Source organism: Paraburkholderia susongensis, assembly GCF_900177725.1.
In the GTDB taxonomy this organism is placed as follows: Bacteria; Pseudomonadota; Gammaproteobacteria; order Burkholderiales; family Burkholderiaceae; genus Paraburkholderia; species Paraburkholderia susongensis.
In genome coordinates this window covers 52,332-69,593 of the sequence record NZ_FXAT01000001.1, presented here as the reverse complement: position 1 = coordinate 69,593, position 17,262 = coordinate 52,332, and the positions used below count along the sequence as shown (strand labels likewise).

The following is a 17,262-nucleotide window of genomic DNA, read 5'->3' as shown; positions in this document are numbered from 1 at the left end:
GGTGCTAGACTGGCGCCCATGAAACGTCAAAGACTGACAAGAGAGCAAAGCAAGGACCAGACGCGGGGGCGTCTGCTCGACGCTGCGCAGGCAATTTTCATGAAAAAGGGCTTCGTTGCGGCGAGCGTCGAAGACATTGCGGGGGCTGCGGGTTATACGCGCGGAGCGTTCTATTCGAACTTCCGCAGCAAGAACGAACTCTTTCTGGAACTGCTGCGGCGCGATCACGAAACGATGCAGGCGGACCTGCACGCGATCTTCGAGAGCGCGGCATCGCGCGAGGAAATGGAAGCGCGCGTGCTGCGCTACTACAGCACGCTGCATCGCGAGAACAAGTGCTTTCTGCTGTGGGCCGAGGCGAAGCTGCTCGCGGTGCGCGACGGCCGCTTCCGGCTGCGCTTCAACGCGTTCATGCACGAGAAGCTCGAACAATTGAGCGCGTATATCCGCGAGTTTTCGGCGCGAGTCGGCACACCGATGCTGATGCCGTCCGATCAGCTCGCCATTGGCCTGATGGGCTTGTGCGACGGCGTGCAGTTCTTCTACATGGTCGATCCGCAGAACGTGCCGACGGAGCAGGTCGAAGCGGTGCTGGCGGGGTTTTTCTCGCGCGTGGTGTTCGGGCGCGAGGCTTGAGTTTCAGGTGGGGAAGGAGAAAGGGGCCGCGCTGGGGTTCCCTCGAGGGCGTGAGGCCCGGCGGCAGAGCGCGCAAGCGTCAGGCCGCGCCACGCAAACACGCGACCCAGGCTGGATCGCGCGTCAGATACGACAAAACAGAAACAGCGAATCAGTCGGCCGGCAATTGCGCGCACATGTCGGCGGCAGGCGCCGGGCACGCGAACGCGTACTGGCCGCTATTGCTGAGAATTTTCTCGCCGGCGTGCAGGGCGACCTTGATGTCCGGGCAGCGCTCATAAGCGATGTAGGCCGAGCTGGCCGCGGCGGACCAGCAAACCAGCGAAAACGCGATTTTTTCCAGAAGCTGAAAACGATGTGACATAGCGGTAAGCGGTAATTTCCTTTGGCCGCTATGTTACCAGTTGACTAGGGTTTATACCTAGCTAAAATCCACAATAGACGCTGCAATAGTGGCGCGGCGGTCACACCTCGCCAACCTGACTGGAATGTCATGTACGGGTCAGGGTTGGGACATGATCGGGTCGATACAATCGAATCGTTGGGCAAACCCGCGTGCGCTCGTGCCGCGTGGGTCGACAGGCGGCAGGTTTGCGCCGGCCCGGCTTTACCGAGGCAGGAGTCGTCCCATGAATCAACTGCAGTCGATGCGTGTGTTCGTCAAGGTGGCGGACCTCGGCAGTTTCGTCGGCGCGGCAGGCGCGCTGGATCTGTCCACCGCGGTGGTCACGCGGCACGTGGCTGATCTCGAAGCACGGCTCGGCACGCGTCTGCTCAATCGCACCACGCGCCGTCTTTCGCTAACTGAATCCGGCGCGACTTACCTGGAACGCGTGCGCCACATTCTCGCGGACCTCGAAGGCGTCGAACAGATGGTCGTGGCGCGCAATCACGAGCCGGTTGGCACGCTGCGCATCGTCGCACCGGTGGTGTTCGGGCTGCATAGCCTCGCGCCGGTGGTGCAGTCGTACGCGGCGCGCTATCCGGACGTCGTGCCCGACGTCACGCTCGCCGACCGTCACGTCGATCTGGTCGAAGAAGGCTTCGATGTCGGCATTCTGGTCGCGCGGCACATGCGCAGCGCGAGCATCGTCACGCGGCGATTGACGACCGGCTACATGACGGTCTGCGCGACACCCGCCTATCTGGAGCGGCACGGCACGCCGACGCGCCCCGAGGATCTGCTGAAACATCCGTGTCTGAGCCGGCCGTCCGAGCAGGGCGGCGAGGAGCGCGTGTTCATCGGACCGGATGGCGAAGTGCGGGTACGGCCGGTCAACGCGATCGCGGCGAACAATGCCGAGATGCTGCGGCAATTCGCGTTGCTGGACATGGGCGTGGCGATCCTGCCGAGCTATCTGATCGGACGGGATCTGGCCTCGGGGCGGCTCGTGCGTCTGCTCGACGACTACCGTCTGCCACCCATCGAAATCACGATTGCCTATCCGAGCCGGCTGCATCTGCCGGCGAAGGTGCGGACTTTCATCGACCATCTGGTCGACCATTTCCAGCCGGGTAGCGGGCTCACGCGGGATTCACGCAGTGCGGCGCGGGTGTCTGCCGCGCGGCCGGCAGCCGGGTTGACCTCGCCAGGCGATCTCGCTCGCCCCGAACTGTCGGAGGAAAGTCACGAAGCCGGAGAACCGGCGCGCCGTCTGCCGCGCGTGCCGCGTGCGCGGGTCGCGGCGTCATCGCAGTTCTGATGGAGCGGGGTGCTGGGCAACGAGGCAGGGGGGCTGTCGTAAGCGTCGTGTTTATGCGCCTAGTCCCGGACTATAGTTGCCGCCAATCAGACTCGTGACCGACGCGATATCGACGTAATCCTGTTCCGGCATGCCGTCGAGCATCGACAGCACCTCGTTGCTCGCGCCAGCTTCGCGCGCGGCGTCGACGAGCGCGTCCTTGTTGGTGGGAAACCGGACTTCGCTGAGAAGGTCTGCAATCTGCAGATCGATCGATTCGCCGGGGATGCCCGAGACACTCATGCGCATGCTCCTATAGCCAGGCCACACTGCCCTCAAGTCTGCAGATGCTCGTTCTGTCCAGTCAGGCTGCGCTCGAGATGACGCGATTTTGGCAGCGCAATATGCTCCCATTGCTGCGGACGGTTGTCGTCGGTGCTCGAGACATCAGGGGCGGGTGGGGCGACCGGCGCGGCATTGGCGCGTTGGGCGAGCGTGGTGGAATCCGCGCTGTCCGGCGCGGTGTGAATCGGGGCGGCAAAGCACGAGGCGGACAGCGTCACCATGGTCAACAGTGTCGAGGTTTTCATCGCCCGACCTCCTAAGCTCATGCGGCGCTGACAGTTGAGCAATCCCTGTGCCGTCCCCGCGTCGAAAGGAAAGCGCAAGCTACAGGCGGCGTGGCAATGCGCGGCCCGCGCTCATTTACCATCTTAGTTGGCAAATATTGCAATGCGCGCACATTTGCGACAAAACCGTATTGTAGGTTTCAGATGATGGCACGAATGCGGCAACGGCGCTCAACGCGGGTTAGCGCGGGTTAGCGCAGGATAGCGCCGAGGTAAGGGCTCGACCCGGTCCTAGCGCAGCGCGTCGAAACGCGTCCACGGCCACGACGGGCGGTCGCGCATATAGCCGTTGAGCCAGTTCCATTGCGGATGGCGCTTCATGAACGCCTGCGCGTCGAACGGCCGCCCGCACGGATGACCCCAGCGTGCGGTGAACGCCATCTCACGCGCCATTTCGCTGTCGACCACCTTGCCGTCATTCGCGCCCCACGGATTGAACGGCCCGTGATCGGTGCCGCCGAAGCGCGCGTCGTCGAGTTCGAGATGTCCGCAGATCGTGCGCGAGCACGGGTTGTCGTTGCGGTCGAGATAGACGTCGTGATGGTCGGCGATCATTTCCCTGGCAAGCTCGACGTCGATCCTGCCGCGATGCATTTCCTCCAGTTGCATGAAGCGCAGGCGCCGCGCGCCGTTCTTGCGCACGTCGGTATAGTCCTCTCCTTCGCCGATGCATTCCTGGTTGCGGATCTTCAGATCGGTCGCGGTGTTGTAGCCGCTGTAGAAGCCGTCTTTCGTGGTTTCGAAACCCGAATAGTGCAGCCCGAGTTCGTAGCGCGCGATCTCGCCGGTCTTGGTGTCGCCGAGCAGCCAGCTATTCGCATAGCCGCCGTTGTTTGCGAACGAAAACATTTCGCACCATTCGCCGATACTGTTCGCATACTGCGACGCGCGTCGCGAGCGGTAGAACTCGGGCGCGCCCGCTGCGTTGTAGCCCGCGAAGTTCGAGATCGTGGTTTCGGTCACCATCAGGCCGGCTGCCGTGACCCAGAAATCGGTGAGGCTCGAAATGCAGCCCGGCAGACCTTGCATGAGGATGCGATTGCCGCGGTCCGGCACGATGTCGAATACGACGTTGAAAGCGTCGCCCGCCGCGTAGCGGTCCCACGAGTTGTGCGCCATCACGATGCGGCCATCGCGTGTCGCATTGCCGGTCGCGATGAACGCGCTGCAATGATGGCCGCGCCGGCCGCGCCACGGCTTCACGCCGAGATGCGGCTGCTGTTGCGCCACGTGGCTCGGCCACCAGCTCTGCAGCAGATCCATGTAGCCGTTCCACGCGAGCACTTCGGCGAACGGCAGCTTCGCGCCGTCGGCGATGCCCTGGATTTCGTCGGCGAATTCGGTGTCGAGCTTGCTCGCGAACTGGCTCGTCGCGGCGTCGACGAAGGTGTCGAATTCTTCGCCGGTGTCCCACTTCGCGAGGTAGCGGGCGGTGCGGATCGCGTTCCTGATTTCATCGGCGAGCAACTGGCCGTGCTGCTCGCCGCGATCGTAGGGCTCGCCCTGGATATGCACGAAAATCCAGCCGGCCTGGTCGCGGCGCACGGCATCGGGGGACGGTTCGCTCATCTTCGCTCCGGTCGGACGGCGGGCGTCTCGAAACGCCCTTTCTTCGCGTCACGCGCGCCGGTGGCGGATGCCGCGGCGGTTTGTCCATTGTAGAAAATCTGCAGCGCTTTGCATGGCGCCGGGAGAAGCGCGCGCAGCCGTTCCTCTGTTCGGGAGAAATCACTCGCGGCCAGCGCAACTCCGCAATTAGCGTGAACAGGCCCTAGGGCGACGGATTCATGCGGAAGTACGCATCGAGCAGCGAAGTCTTGTAGACCACGCCCTCGAGTTTCGGATGCGCGATGCTTTCGATCACCGGCAGCCGCTCGCCCTGAAACGCCATGAAGTGCTGCAACGCGACGCCGAGCGACATGTCGGGCGTCAGCACGTCGAAATGCGGCTGCAGATAATCGGCGGCGGTCCTGGTCGAAGTGTCGCGCTTGTCGAGCAGATCGGACGTGATGTCCTTTAGCGCGACCACGCCGAGAAACGCGCCCGCTTCGTTCGCGACGTACAGATACTTGACCGGATATTCGAGGAACACGCGCGTCATGTCGTGCACGGTCGCGTTGGGCGGCACGACCGTTTGCGCGGGACGGATCAGCTCGCGCATCTGCGTCGCGCGCAGGCGCGAGCGCTCCTGTTCCTCGCGATTGCGGCGCAACGTGATCTCGTACATCGAGGTCTTGCCGATCGCGCGCGCGATGAAATACGCGACCACGCACGACACCATGAGCGGCAGCACGACCTGGTAGCTCAGCGTCATCTCGAAGATCATCAGGATCGCCATCAGCGGCGCCTGGGTCGCACCGGCGAGAAACGCGCCCATACCGACCATCGCATACGCGTAAGACGCGGACGTCGCATGCGGCCACAGCTCGTGCATGCCCTGGCCGAACAGCGAGCCGACCGCCGCGCCGACGAAGAGCGTCGGCGTGAAAACCCCGCCGACCGCGCCGGAGCCGGCCGTCGCCGCGGTGGCCACGAGCTTGCAGACGAGCACGAGCACGAGCGCGGACCACGTCCACGGCGAATGCAGGATCGAGTTCACGACGCTGTAGCCGTTGCCCCATACCTCGGGCTCCCACGTCGAGATGATGCCGACCACGAGACCGCCGAGCGCGAGCCGCAACGGCAGCGGCATGGGCAGCTTGCGAAAGCCCGTCTTCGACACATCGAGCAGCCGCAGGAACTGCGGCGCCGCCGCGCCGCACAGCGCGCCGAGCGCGACGAACAGCAGCACTTCGGGGCCCGCCACCGTCGGAAATGCCGGCATTTCATAGGGCGGCTTGTAGCTGGTGAATTCGCGCATCGTGATATTGGCGACCACGGCCGACACGACGATCGGTCCGAAGCTCTCCATCGCGATCGAGCCGAGCACGATCTCGGTGACGAAGAACGCGCCCGCGATCGGCGCGCTATACGCCGACGTGATGCCGGCCGCCGCGCCGCATGCGACCAGCAGGCGCAGCCGCGACGGGTCGAAGTGAACCCATCGGCCGATCAGCGATGCGCCGAGCGCCGCCAGTTGCACCATCGGACCTTCGCGGCCGATCGAGCCGCCGCTCGCGATCGTGAACAGCGACGACACACTGCGCCACAGGCTCAACCTGACCGGCACGACACCGTCGCCGATCGCGACCGCTTCCATGTAGTCGGTGTGCGAGCCCTTGTCGGCGTGACGCTGCGCGATCAGCAGCAGGCAACCGGCGACGAGGCCGCCCGCCGCCGGCAGCCAGATGCGCATGGTCCACGGCAGGCCGCGGGCCATTTCGACGAAGCTGCCGGAGCGGCCGGTGATTGCCAGTTGCAGCAGCGCGATCGCCTCGCGGAACACGATGGTCGCAAACGCGCCGGCAATGCCGACCACGACCGACCAGACCAGCATCGTGTGGGCTTCGGAGAGGCGGAACAGGTGTTGGGCGCGGGTGCGCAGCTTCAGCAGGAATGAAAGCACGTCGACGGTACGGGGCGTGAGAGAAGGTGGAGGAATCCGCAGCACGACAGCAGCGCGCCCGCCCTCGATGGCGGGCGCGCTGCTGTCGTGGAGAAGGGGCGGGGCCGGGCGGCGTGGATCAAGTCGCCGCCTTGTCGAGTTCCGGGTAGTGCCGGAAGATGCAGGCTTCGTTGTGCGCGATGCGCCTGTCCGACTTCAGATAGGCGGCGATGTTCGGCCGCGCCATGACCGCGTCGTGCAGCGCGGCGAGCCGTGGATAGTGCTCGCCGAAGCGCTTGAGCGCGCGCGGGAACGCGTACAGCAGGCCGTCGATCAGCTGGAACATCGACAGATCGACGTAGGTGAGCGTATCGCCGACCATGAAGGTGTCGCCGGCCGGGTTCTGCTTCAACACGCGCTCGAAGTACGACATGAACTTCGGAATGCGGTTGTCGATGAAATCATGCGCGCGCGCCTTGGCGGCGTCTTTCTGGTCTTCGTAGTAGAGCGAGTTCGCGAGCGGATGGTGCGTGTCGTGCGCTTCGCTGACGACGTCGGCGATCGTCAGTTGCAGGCCGTTCGCGACGTAGCGCAGGCTGTCGGCCGCCGGCGCGAGATTCAGGCGCGGACCGAGATAGAGCAGGATGTTGGCGGTCTGCGCGATCACGAGATCGCCGTCCTTCAGAAACGGTGGCGCGAACGGCGGATACGGCTCGTCGGGGCTGTCCATCACCGCCATCATCGCCCCGGTGCCGAGGCCCTTCGAAGGCTTGCCGCGCGCCACTTCCACGTAGTTCACGCTGGCTTCCTCGAGGGCGAGCCGCACGAATTCGCCGCGGCCTTGCAGGCCGTCCCAGTAATAGAGTTCCAGGCTCATCGATCGATCCTCATTCCGGTTGCACGGACGCGCTGCCGAGGCACTGCGCCCGCGCGGGTTGCATGAGCAAAGTCCGCAGCAGCGAGTATGCCGCGCGAACGGGCCGGATGGGTCGCCAGAATGCGCAAAACCCCGCACGCGGCGGGGTGTGAGTGAAGACGGGACCGTGTTAGCGGAACAGGTACTGGACCGTCCATGTAATCCCCAGTCCGCCGGCAATCAGCCAGACGTACAGAATCAGGCCAGTGCTCAGCGCTCGCGGGCCGGCCTCGCGAATCTGCGAGATGCGCGTTTCGATGCCGAGCGCGGTCATGGCCATCGTCAGCGCGAAGGTGTCGAGCAGGTTCAGGGTCGAGGTGGCGCTCTCCGGCAGCACATGCAGCGAGTTGATGACGACACAGGCGAGAAAGCCGAGCGCGAACCATGGAATCGCGAGCTTGCGCGGGGCGTGGCTCGCGGCGTCACTTGCGGCGCCGTCCCGCGAGGCTTGCGCCGCTGCGTTGCTACGCGCCGTGCGGTTCACCCACAGGCCGACCACGAGCAGCACCGGCACGAGCAGCATCACGCGGGTCATCTTGACGATCGTCGCGATATGCGTCGCTTCGGGGCTCACGTTGCTGGCCGCGCCGACCACCTGGGCGACCTCGTGGATCGTGCCGCCGAAGAAGAGGCCCGCGCCGACCGTATCGAGATGCAGCCAGCCGGCCTTGAACAGCACCGGATAGAGGAACATCGACAGCGTGCCGAACAGCACGACGCTGCCCACTGCCATCGCGCTCTTGTGCGGCTTCGATTGCAGCGTCGACTCGAAGGCGAGCACGGCGGCCGCGCCGCAGATCGCGCTGCCGGCCGCTGTCAGCAGAGCGGTGTCGCGGTCGAGCTTCATGATCTTCATGCCGGCCCACGTGCCGATCACGAGCGTGCTGACCACGATCAGGACCGACTGCGTGAGACCGGGCAGGCCGACCTGGGCGATTTCCTGCAGGCTCACCCGCAGCCCGAAGAACGCGACTGCGATGCGCAGCAGCTTGCGCGCCGAGAAATTGACGCCGGCCGCCCAACTCGCCGGCATGCCGTCGCGCAGGGCGTTTCCGTAGATCGCGCCCGCCACGATGCCGACGATGAGCGGGCTCAGGCCCAGACCGGCAATCGCCGGAATGGCCGCGATGCGCGTGACGGCGGCGGCGAACAACGCGACGAACAGCACGCCGTTGAGCTGGCCGCGAGTGGAATGCGCCTGGGATGCTGCGGTGAACCGTGCGGTGGGTGTGGACATGATCGGGTGCCTGACTTCGTGACTGACTGCATGGGGGCTTCAACGGGTCTAATCCTAAATTAGATATATCGATATGAAAAATCATGATTTAGAATGTAAGGTATCAGTCTGATGGATATTTAACGCCCATGACCCCGGATCAACTTATAACGTTCGCCGCCGTCGCCGAGCATCGCAACATCAGCCGGGCGGCGGTGGCGCTGCATCTGTCGCAGCCGGCGGTGTCCGGCCAGTTGCGGCAATTGCAGGATGAGTTCGGCGAACCGCTGTATCAGCGTGACGGCCGCGGCGTGCGTCTGACGCCCGCCGGCGAGCAACTGGCGAGCTACGCGGCGCGGCTGCGCGATACCTGGCGGCAGGCGCATGCGTATCGGGATGCGCTGCGCGGCCTCGAGCAGGGCACGCTGCGCATCGGCGCGAGCACGACGCCGGCGAGCTACCTGCTGCCGTATCTGATCGCCGAGTTTCATCGGCGCTATCCGGACGTGACCGTGCATACGGCGAACGGCAACACGACCGAGATCGTCGGCGCGCTCGGTTCGGTCGATATCGCGATGGTCGAGGGGCCGGCCGGCGACGATCTGCCGCCGGACACCGCGGTGCATGCGTGGCGCGAGGATGAGATCGTCGCGATCATGCCGCGCGCGCATCCGCTCGCGCAGGAGGGCGACGACGGGCGCATCGGGCTCGCGGCGTTCGGCGCCTATCCACTGGTGTTGCGCGAGGAGGGCTCGGGCGTGCGGCAGACGGTCGAGCGCGAGTTCGCGCGCGCGGGGGTGCCGATGCGCGTGGCGCTCGAGATCGCTGGCGTCGAAGGCGTGAAGGAGGCGGTGCGCGCCGGCATGGGCGTGGGCTTCGTCTCGGCGATGTCGATGCGGCACGAGAACGGCGCGTTGCGACTGCTGTCGCTGAGCCCGGAGCCGCTGACGCGCCGGCTGTCGATTCTCGTGCCGCATGCGAGTGCGCCGTCGCGTGTGGTCGAGCGGTTTCTCGCGCTGTGTCTCGCGGAAGGGGACGGGTGAGTCTCGCCGGGTTGCGCTCACTCTCGTGCCCGCTTCGCCTGGGGATTTCCTCTATGGTGCGCGGCGGCGGTCCCGCGCACTATTCGGGCAACGCAAGCGCCTCGGCGCTTTTTTTCGAAATGTGTTTGGAACCGGTTCCAAATGATGGTTTCCAGCAGGATTGAGCGGATTCGACATGGCTGACGCAGTGGAGATCGTGATCGTCGCAAGCGCGTTCGGCATGGACGCGGTGCGCGCGGGTGGTCATCTGAAGTGGGCGCAAGCGGCGAAGCGGGCCGGTGCGGTGGGCTTCGAGGTGCGCCGCGAGCTGTTCACGAGCGAGGGGGACGCCAACCCGGACGCCGCCCCTGAGCAGCTCCATGCGCTCGGCGCGGCAATCGCGGAACTCGGTCTGTGGTCGGTGTTTTCGACACCCGCTTCGCTGTACACGCCGCACGGCCGGCTCGATACCGACGCTCTGCGCCTCGCGCTCGACGAAGCGGCCGCGCTGGGCGCGCGTTTCGTCAAGCTGCAACTGGGCGGCTTTATCCATGACGCCGAGGGCGCGGCCATTGCCGCCTTGGTGGCGCAACGGGCGCAACGTGCGCACGGGGCGCGCGGCGCGCAGCCAAGGCTCGTCGTCGAAAACGGGCAACTGGCGCAGGGTGGTTCGCTCGCGCAGTTCGCCGGACTCTTCGATGCGCTCGCGCGCGAGGGCCAGGCCGGCGTGCTCGGGATGACCTTCGACATCGGCAACTGGGCATGGCTCGACGTCGCACCGCTCGACGCCGCCATGCGGCTCGCGCCGCACGTCGAGTACATCCATTGCAAGACGGCGGCGGGCGAGGGCGCGCGGCGCTTTCCGGTCGCACCCGCCGCGGATGACACGCAGTTCCGCACGGTGCTCGAGCGTTTGCCGCGCGATGTGCCACGGGGTATCGAGTTTCCGTTCGACGCGAGCCGGATCGAGGCCGACGCCGCGCATTACGTCGGATGGCTCGCGAAGGTTCAAGGCAAGCGGTCAGGGCAACCAGCGACGCACAGATCAGCAGCACATAGCAAAGCACAGCAACACCACAGCACAAGCGCCACCCAGGAGCACAGCATGGATCACCCCCATCCAACTCTCGACGTCATCACCTACGGCGAAGCGATGGCGATGTTCGTCGCCGCCGAAACCGGCCCGCTCGCGGGCGTCGGGCAGTTCACGAAGCGCGTTGCCGGCGCCGATCTGAACGTCGCGATCGGCCTCGCGCGGCTCGGTTTCAAGGTGGGCTGGATGAGCCGCGTGGGCGACGATTCGTTCGGCCAATACGTGCGCGACACGCTGACGAAAGAGGGCATCGACCAGCGCTGCGTGAGCACCGACGCGCGCTATCCGACCGGCTTTCAGCTCAAGTCGAAAAACGACGACGGCAGCGACCCGGCGGTCGAGTATTTCCGCAAGGGCTCGGCGGCGAGCCACCTGTCGCTCGCCGATTACGTCGCCGATTACGTGCTGCCCGCGCGTCATCTGCACCTGACCGGCGTCGCGCCGGCGATCTCCGCGAGTTCGCGCGAACTCGCGTTCCACCTGGCCCGCGAAATGCGCGCGGCAGGCAGGACGATCTCGTTCGATCCGAACCTGCGCCCGACGCTATGGCCGTCGCGCGCGGCAATGGTCGAAGGTCTCAATGCGCTCGCCGCGCTTGCCGACTGGGTGCTGCCCGGCATCGGCGAGGGCGAGATTCTGACCGGCTACACGCAGCCTGAGGACATCGCGAGCTTCTATCTGGAGCGCGGCGCGCGCGGCGTGATCGTCAAGCTCGGCGCACAGGGCGCGTACTACCGCACAGCGAGCGACGCCGCCGTGATCGTCGGCCAGCCGGTCGCCAAGGTCGTCGACACAGTCGGCGCGGGCGATGGTTTCGCCGTCGGCGTGATTAGCGCGCTGCTCGAAGGCCGCACGCTGCCGCAGGCGGTCGCACGCGGCAACCGGATCGGCTCGCTCGCGATCCAGGTGATCGGCGATTCGGAGGGCCTGCCGCGTCGCGCCGAACTCGACGCGCTCGAACGGGCCGATGGGTCGCGCGCCGCGAGCGTAATCTGACACTGAGCTGACACTGAGCTGAAGCCGAGCCCGGACGTTTCATACCGACAACAGGAGCGCCCACCGCGCGCCCCATTTTCATCATTGTTTCGGGAAGCCGTAAAAGGAGACATTCATGACCTCATCGCTTGCGATTCGCCGCTGGTGGACGATCATGCCGATCGTGTTCATCACCTACAGCCTCGCGTATCTCGATCGCGCGAACTTCGGCTTCGCGTCGGCGGCCGGCATCAATCAGGACCTCGGCATCAGCAAAGGGCTGGCGTCGCTGATCGGCGCGCTGTTCTTCCTCGGCTACTTCTTCTTCCAGATTCCGGGCGCGATCTACGCCGAGCGCCGCAGCGTGAAGAAGCTCGTGTTCTGGAGCCTCGTTCTGTGGGGCGGCTGCGCGGCGTTGACCGGCATGGTCAGCAACATCCCGTCGCTGATGGCGATCCGCTTCGTGCTCGGCATCGTCGAAGCCGCGGTGATGCCGGCCATGCTGATCTTCATCAGCAACTGGTTCACGAAGAGCGAGCGCTCGCGCGCCAACACGTTCCTGATTCTCGGCAATCCGGTCACGGTGCTGTGGATGTCGGTCGTCTCGGGCTATCTCGTGCATTCGTTCGGCTGGCGCCATATGTTCATCGCCGAGGGCGTGCCCGCGATCATCTGGGCGTTCTGCTGGTGGTTCCTCGTGCAGGACAAGCCGCAGCAGGTCTCGTGGCTCACGCAGCAGGAGAAGGATCTGCTCGAACAGACGCTGCGCGCCGAGCAGGCCGCGATCAAGCCGGTGCGCAATTACGGCGAGGCGTTTCGCACGCCCGCGGTCATCAAGCTGTGCGCGCAGTATTTCTGCTGGAGCATCGGGGTGTATGGCTTCGTGCTGTGGCTGCCGTCGATTCTCAAGAACGGTTCGTCGCTCGGCATGGTCGAAACCGGCTGGCTGTCGGCGCTGCCGTATCTGGCCGCGACCATCGCGATGCTTGCAGCTTCGTGGGCATCGGATAAACTCAACCGCCGCAAGGTGTTCGTGTGGCCGTTCCTGCTGATCGGCGCGATCGCGTTCGCGGCGTCGTATGCGCTCGGCTCGTCGCACTTCTGGGGCTCGTATGCGTTGCTCGTGATCGCGGGCGCCGCCATGTACGCGCCGTACGGCCCGTTCTTCGCGATCGTGCCGGAACTGCTGCCGAAGAACGTCGCCGGCGGCGCGATGGCGCTCATCAACAGCATGGGCGCGCTCGGCTCGTTCGTCGGCTCGTATGTGGTCGGCTATCTGAACGGCGCGACCGGAACGCCCGCGGCATCGTATGCATTCATGAGCGTGGCGCTCGTCGCCGCGGTGATCCTGACGCTCGCCGTCAAGCCGCAACCGCTGAACCACGCGGCCGCGCTCGCCACACCATTGCAAGGAAAATAAGCTGATGAAGAAGATCGTCGCCTGGAAGCCGCTGCCCGAGGATGTGCTCGCGTATCTGCAACAGCATGCGCAGGTCGTGCAGGTCGATCCATCACAACATGATGCGTTCGTCGCCGCGCTGCGCGACGCCGACGGCGGCATCGGCGCGAGCGTGAAGATCACGCCCGCGATGCTCGAAGGCGCGAGCCGCCTGAAGGCGCTGTCGACGATCTCGGTCGGCTTCGACCAGTTCGACGTCGACGACCTCACGCGCCGCGGCATCGTGCTCGCGCACACGCCCGACGTGCTGACCGAATCGACCGCCGACACCGTGTTCTCGCTGATTCTCGCGTGCGCCCGCCGCGTGGTCGAACTGGCCGAGTGGGTGAAGGCGGGGCAGTGGCGCGCGAGCATCGGACCCGCGCAGTTCGGGCTCGACGTGCAGGGCAAGGCGCTCGGCATCGTCGGGCTCGGGCGGATCGGCGGCGCGGTCGCGCGGCGCGCGGCGCTCGGCTTCAATATGAAGGTGCTGTACACGAACCGTCACGCGAACCCGCACGCGGAGCAGGCATACGGCGCGCGGCGCGTCGAGCTGGCCGGGTTGCTCGCCGAGTCCGACTTCGTCTGTCTGCAAGTGCCGCTCACGCCGCAGACACAGCATATGATCGGCGCGGCCGAGTTGCGCGCGATGAAGAAGAGCGCGATCCTCATCAACGCGTCGCGCGGCGCGACCGTCGACGAGCAGGCGCTGATCGAGGCGCTGCAAAACGGCACGATTCACGGCGCGGGCCTCGACGTGTTCGACACCGAACCGCTGCCGGCCGACTCGCCGTTGCTGAAGCTGCCGAACGTCGTCGCGCTGCCGCATATCGGCTCGGCGACGCACGAAACGCGTCATGCGATGGCGCTCGACGCGGCGGAAAATCTCGTCGCCGCGCTCGACGGAACGTTGACGAAGAACATCGTCAATCGTGAGGTTTTAGCGAAGTGAGGTGGAGCGATGAGCCGATGAGCACGCCCCCTGCCACGCCGCGCCGCGCGACGATCACCGACGTCGCGCGTGAAGCCGGCACCGGCAAGACCAGCATCTCGCGCTATCTGAATGGCGAGATGAACGTGCTGTCGCCCGAACTGCGCGCGCGCATCGAAGCGGCGATCGCGCGGCTCGACTATCAGCCGAACCAGATGGCGCGCGGCCTCAAACGCGGCCGCAACCGGCTGATCGGCATGCTGCTCGCCGATCTGACCAATCCGTATTCGGTCGAGGTGCTGCAAGGCGTCGAGGCGGCTTGCCATGCGCTCGGCCTGATGCCGCTCATTTGCCACGCCGCGAACGAAGTCGAGATGGAGCGGCGCTATCTGCAACTGCTCACGACGTATCGCGTGGAAGGCGTGATCGTCAACGCGCTCGGCGTGCGCGAGGAAACGCTGCGGCCGGTGGGCGGTGGCGGGATTCCGGCGGTGCTCGTCGACCGGCAGGTGGAAGGGCTCGTCGCCGATATGGTCGGCCTCGACAATCGCGCCGCCGCCGAACTCGGTGCGCGGCATCTGCTCGAGCAGGGTTTCGAGCACATCTGGTTCGTCGTGCAGCCGTTCGAGCGGGTGAGCTCGCGGCATCTGCGCGTGCAGGCGTTCGACGACGCGCTGCGCGCGCACGGCCGCGCGCGCGGCCACACGCTGGTGCTCGATCTCGCGGACCCGGCCGAGGTCGAGCGCGGCCTCGCGGAGCTGGACCGCGCGATCGACGCGGTGAGCGGCGCTCGCCATGACGGTCGCGATGGCGGCAGCGCCAACAGCAAGCGCACCGCCGACAACGCCGGCGAACCCGCCCGCATCGCGCTATTCGCCGCCAACGCGCCGGTCGCGCTGTGCCTTGCTCTGCATCTGAAAACGCGTTATGGCGCGCACTGGCAGACCCGCGTCGCGCTCCTGTCCATCGACGACCCCGACTGGGCCGAACTGGCCGGCATCACGACGATCCGTCAGCCGACCTACGAGATCGGCTACCGCGCGGTCGAGTTCCTGCACGAGCGCATCGAGGGCGTGCAAACGCGCGCGCGCGACTGCCTGCTGCCGGGCGAGTTGATCGTGCGCGCGTCGACTTCGCGCTGATCTGCGATCATTTGGGCTGCGGCGCGCAGCGGTTGCGCGCCGGTCATCGCAAGGAAACCTATGGTTGTCGCACCGCTTACCCTCGCGAGCCTCGTGCTCGCCACGCTCGTTGTCTCCGCGTTGCCGTTCCTGATCTACCGGCAGTTGCGCCAGCCGCTCGCGCTGAAATCACGCGACGCGATCGCCGGCATCGCCGTGTTTGCGCTGTTTGCGATGGTGATCGAGCGCGGGCTGCACGACTACGTGCTGCGCGGCAACGAGACGACGGCCGCGTTCCTGGCGTCGAATCCGCTGGCTTTCGTCGTGTATGGCGCGCTGGCCGCGGGTATCTGCGAGGAAGTGGGTCGGTTCATCGGCATGCGCCTGCTCGTGAAGCGGGCGGCGGCGAGGCCGGGGGTGAAAAGAGGCACGCAGGTGAACGTCAGGACGGATGCCGGCGGCGATACGGGCGTCAACGGCAATGTGAGCGCCAGCGCCAATGCAGGCACCCGCGCAGGCACCAGCGCGCGCACGGCCGCATTGCGCGCGGACGACGGCGCCGCGCTCAGCTACGGCCTCGGCCATGGCGGCGCGGAAGCGTGGATGGTCGGCGTGCTCGTGCAAGTCCAGTGGATCCTGTTCGCGATTCTCGAAAACCGCGGCGAGCTCGGTGAATATCTCGGTAATCTGCCGGGCGAATCGGTGATGCGCATCCATCTGATTCTCGCGAGCCTCACGCCGCAGATGGCCGGCGTCTTCGCGATCGAACGCGCGGCGGCGCTGGTGTTCCAGATCGGCCTGTCGGTGCTGATGTGGCGCGGCGTGCGGGCTGGCTGGCGCGGCATCCTGCCGCTCGCGATCGTGCTGCATGCGCTGATCGACGTGCCTGCCGCGCTGTTCCAGGCGCGGCTCGTGCCGCTCCTGGTGGTGGATACGGTGTATGCGGTGGCAGCGGTAATCGTCGTGGGGGTGCTGATACGCGTCTACCGGCGCCCGGCGGCGGCGTGATGCGCGGGAGCGCCGTGTCTGTCGACGCGGCGTTGCATCGCGGATGAAGAGCGCCTCGCTATCGCGTGAGCCTTTCTCTAAAATGCGCCTACCTTTTTCAGTACCCCGATTTTGCGGCGGCCTTCATGGAAGCTTACCAATACGACTGCGCGAATCCCGAGTTCGAGGAGCTTGCGCGCGTCATCAGCGATCTGTTTCCCGAGCAGACGCAGTTCATCGAGCGTGCGGCCGAAGACGGCACGCCGACGCTGGCGATTCACTGGGTGGCGATGCGCTTCGGCTCGACCGCGCGCCGTATCGTCATGACGGTGGTGATCGCGCCGGCCGCGCTTGCGCGTTATCGCGCGTTGCCGGCGAAGCTGCGCGGGCGCAGCTTCGCGGTGTTGCGCGCGTATGTCGAAGCGAGCCTCGGCTCGCTCGAAGAGGTCTATGCGAACGGCGAAGCGGTGCCACGCGATGTCACGGTGGACCTCGGCGACGAGTTCGCCTGATGTTGATCCGATGCATCAGATGATGCGCCGCTGACGCGGTTCAACTGAAGCGGCGCAACTGAACCCGCTCAATCGGCGAGCCGGTAGACCTTCGCGAAGCGCGCGGCCTGCACGACGCCGTAGTCGCCGGGCGCGTATTGCATGACCCAGTCGCCGGCGGCGCCGTGCAGCACGTCGCCGCCGCTTGCGGAGCGGGCGAGCGAGAACGCTTCGTTCATCCGGCGGGCCAGCACGACGGCCGGGCGGTTGCGATAGGCGCCGGATTCGCCGTGCGCGAGCGCGGCGTCGGCGGGGACATATTTGGCGTCGAAGCGCTCGCGCGACACGACCCAGCGGTCCCCGGTCGAGCCGGTGATCAGCGCGTCGCCAAGCACGTAGCGGTTCGGGCCTTCGAGGCTCATCAACTGGCCTTCGGCGGCAGCGAATTCGACGCTTACCGTTTCGTCCTTGACGACGCGTTTGGCGTGCGGATCGTCACGCAGATCGAGATTCCTGAGTTCGGTCATGAAGCGGGTGGGGTGGTTGAGGGTGAAGCGCGGGATGCCGTGGCGCGAAGGCTTTGCGTCGCACGCTGGAGTCGGGTGAGGGCAGAGCTACAGCGGGGTTGGCCGATGCCGACC

The 17,262-nt window shown here is 66.0% G+C and carries 17 protein-coding genes and 1 pseudogene; 10 read left to right on the top strand and 8 right to left on the bottom strand.

Translation table 11 applies throughout. The features are described from left to right. The first annotated feature begins 18 nt into the window (after positions 1-18). Positions 19-636, top strand: coding sequence for a TetR/AcrR family transcriptional regulator (locus B9Z01_RS00310; protein ID WP_085480276.1), 618 nt, complete (start codon positions 19-21; stop codon positions 634-636). Between the two features lie 151 nt (positions 637-787). Here B9Z01_RS00310 and B9Z01_RS00305 read toward each other — a convergent pair whose 3' ends face one another. Then, a complete protein-coding gene (locus B9Z01_RS00305; RefSeq protein ID WP_085480275.1) occupies positions 788-1,000 on the bottom strand; it encodes a hypothetical protein in 213 nt (70 codons plus the stop codon). Between the two features lie 265 nt (positions 1,001-1,265). Between B9Z01_RS00305 and B9Z01_RS00300 the strand changes: the two genes are divergently transcribed. Continuing rightward, on the top strand, positions 1,266-2,339 hold the full coding sequence (locus B9Z01_RS00300) for a LysR family transcriptional regulator (RefSeq protein ID WP_085480274.1): 1,074 nt from the start codon (positions 1,266-1,268) through the stop codon (positions 2,337-2,339). A gap of 51 nt (positions 2,340-2,390) precedes the next feature. Here the strand turns inward: B9Z01_RS00300 and B9Z01_RS00295 are convergent, their stop codons facing one another. From B9Z01_RS00295 to B9Z01_RS00270, 6 genes are all read right to left on the bottom strand, one after another. Beyond that, positions 2,391-2,621, bottom strand: a complete 231-nt coding sequence (locus tag B9Z01_RS00295; protein ID WP_085480273.1) for a DUF2795 domain-containing protein — start codon at positions 2,619-2,621, stop codon at positions 2,391-2,393. Positions 2,622-2,653: 32 nt separating this feature from the next. Further along, a complete protein-coding gene (locus B9Z01_RS00290; protein WP_085480272.1) occupies positions 2,654-2,908 on the bottom strand; it encodes a hypothetical protein in 255 nt (84 codons plus the stop codon). Between the two features lie 270 nt (positions 2,909-3,178). Beyond that, positions 3,179-4,516 carry a C45 family autoproteolytic acyltransferase/hydrolase gene (locus B9Z01_RS00285; protein ID WP_085480271.1) on the bottom strand — a complete coding sequence of 446 codons (1,338 nt, stop codon included), beginning with the start codon at positions 4,514-4,516 and terminating at the stop codon, positions 3,179-3,181. A 202-nt stretch (positions 4,517-4,718) separates the two neighbouring features. Continuing rightward, positions 4,719-6,452 carry a ClcB-like voltage-gated chloride channel protein gene (locus B9Z01_RS00280; protein ID WP_085480270.1) on the bottom strand — a complete coding sequence of 578 codons (1,734 nt, stop codon included), beginning with the start codon at positions 6,450-6,452 and terminating at the stop codon, positions 4,719-4,721. A 118-nt stretch (positions 6,453-6,570) separates the two neighbouring features. After that, entirely contained in the window at positions 6,571-7,308 is a 738-nt protein-coding gene (locus B9Z01_RS00275; protein WP_085480269.1) for a glutathione S-transferase, read from the bottom strand. 169 nt (positions 7,309-7,477) lie between these two features. Next, on the bottom strand, positions 7,478-8,584 hold the full coding sequence (locus B9Z01_RS00270) for a YeiH family protein (RefSeq protein ID WP_085480268.1): 1,107 nt from the start codon (positions 8,582-8,584) through the stop codon (positions 7,478-7,480). A gap of 128 nt (positions 8,585-8,712) precedes the next feature. On the opposite strand from B9Z01_RS00270, the gene B9Z01_RS00265 reads away from it, so the two are divergent. From B9Z01_RS00265 to B9Z01_RS00235, 8 genes and pseudogenes are all read left to right on the top strand, one after another. Then, positions 8,713-9,606 (top strand): LysR family transcriptional regulator, encoded by an 894-nt coding sequence (locus B9Z01_RS00265; protein ID WP_085480267.1) that lies wholly within the window; start codon positions 8,713-8,715, stop codon positions 9,604-9,606. 175 nt (positions 9,607-9,781) lie between these two features. Further along, positions 9,782-10,588: pseudogene (locus B9Z01_RS35375) on the top strand (sugar phosphate isomerase/epimerase family protein); the annotation flags it as partial. Between the two features lie 102 nt (positions 10,589-10,690). Further along, the gene (locus B9Z01_RS35370) at positions 10,691-11,674 is read left to right on the top strand and encodes a sugar kinase (RefSeq protein WP_167387432.1); all 984 of its coding nucleotides are present in this window, start codon (positions 10,691-10,693) and stop codon (positions 11,672-11,674) included. A gap of 115 nt (positions 11,675-11,789) precedes the next feature. Beyond that, on the top strand, positions 11,790-13,073 hold the full coding sequence (locus tag B9Z01_RS00255) for an MFS transporter (RefSeq protein WP_085480265.1): 1,284 nt from the start codon (positions 11,790-11,792) through the stop codon (positions 13,071-13,073). A 4-nt stretch (positions 13,074-13,077) separates the two neighbouring features. Beyond that, the gene (locus tag B9Z01_RS00250; protein ID WP_085480264.1) at positions 13,078-14,043 is read left to right on the top strand and encodes an NAD(P)-dependent oxidoreductase; all 966 of its coding nucleotides are present in this window, start codon (positions 13,078-13,080) and stop codon (positions 14,041-14,043) included. A 17-nt stretch (positions 14,044-14,060) separates the two neighbouring features. Beyond that, entirely contained in the window at positions 14,061-15,164 is a 1,104-nt protein-coding gene (locus tag B9Z01_RS00245) for a LacI family DNA-binding transcriptional regulator (RefSeq protein ID WP_085480263.1), read from the top strand. A gap of 60 nt (positions 15,165-15,224) precedes the next feature. Next, positions 15,225-16,151, top strand: coding sequence for a YhfC family intramembrane metalloprotease (locus B9Z01_RS00240; RefSeq protein WP_085480262.1), 927 nt, complete (start codon positions 15,225-15,227; stop codon positions 16,149-16,151). Between the two features lie 125 nt (positions 16,152-16,276). Then, positions 16,277-16,642: a DUF3022 domain-containing protein gene (locus B9Z01_RS00235; protein WP_085480261.1), complete on the top strand. Its 366-nt coding sequence runs from the start codon at positions 16,277-16,279 to the stop codon at positions 16,640-16,642. A gap of 68 nt (positions 16,643-16,710) precedes the next feature. Here B9Z01_RS00235 and B9Z01_RS00230 read toward each other — a convergent pair whose 3' ends face one another. Further along, positions 16,711-17,148 (bottom strand): PGDYG domain-containing protein, encoded by a 438-nt coding sequence (locus tag B9Z01_RS00230; protein ID WP_085480260.1) that lies wholly within the window; start codon positions 17,146-17,148, stop codon positions 16,711-16,713. Positions 17,149-17,262: the final 114 nt, after the last annotated feature.